The organism is Bradyrhizobium sp. Kon56 (assembly GCF_055807635.1).
In genome coordinates, this window is record NZ_JBVVOU010000258.1 from 1 (window position 1) to 328 (window position 328).

Below are 328 nucleotides of genomic sequence, written 5' to 3' on the forward strand. Positions count from 1 at the left end.
GGCCGCCAGGCATGGCTGGGCCGGGTGCGCCAGTTGCTCGCCGCGCAACTGCATGCCGCACCGGGCCTGGAAGGGTTGGCCGAGCAAATGAACTGTTCGGCGCACACCTGCATCTCCTGATGGGTCGTGATACGGGTGTCGGCGCGGCTAAGGTCCGCCGCGCAGATGCCGCTGCCCGCCAGCAGGTTTTCGCCGACCAGCCCCTGGGCCTCGAACAAGAGGTAGCGGCCCAATGAAAGCGCTCACATCCCTGGCCTTGTGCACGGCCCTGCTGGCCGGTGCCGTGCAGGCCGAAGAAAAAACCCTGAAGGTCTACAACTGGTTCGAC

The 328-nt window shown here is 66.2% G+C and carries 1 protein-coding gene; it reads right to left on the bottom strand.

The features are described from left to right. On the bottom strand, window positions 1-233 hold a 233-nt coding region (locus AC0L3B_RS38875; RefSeq protein WP_473382999.1), incomplete at its 3' end, for a hypothetical protein. Window positions 234-328 lie beyond the last annotated feature (95 nt).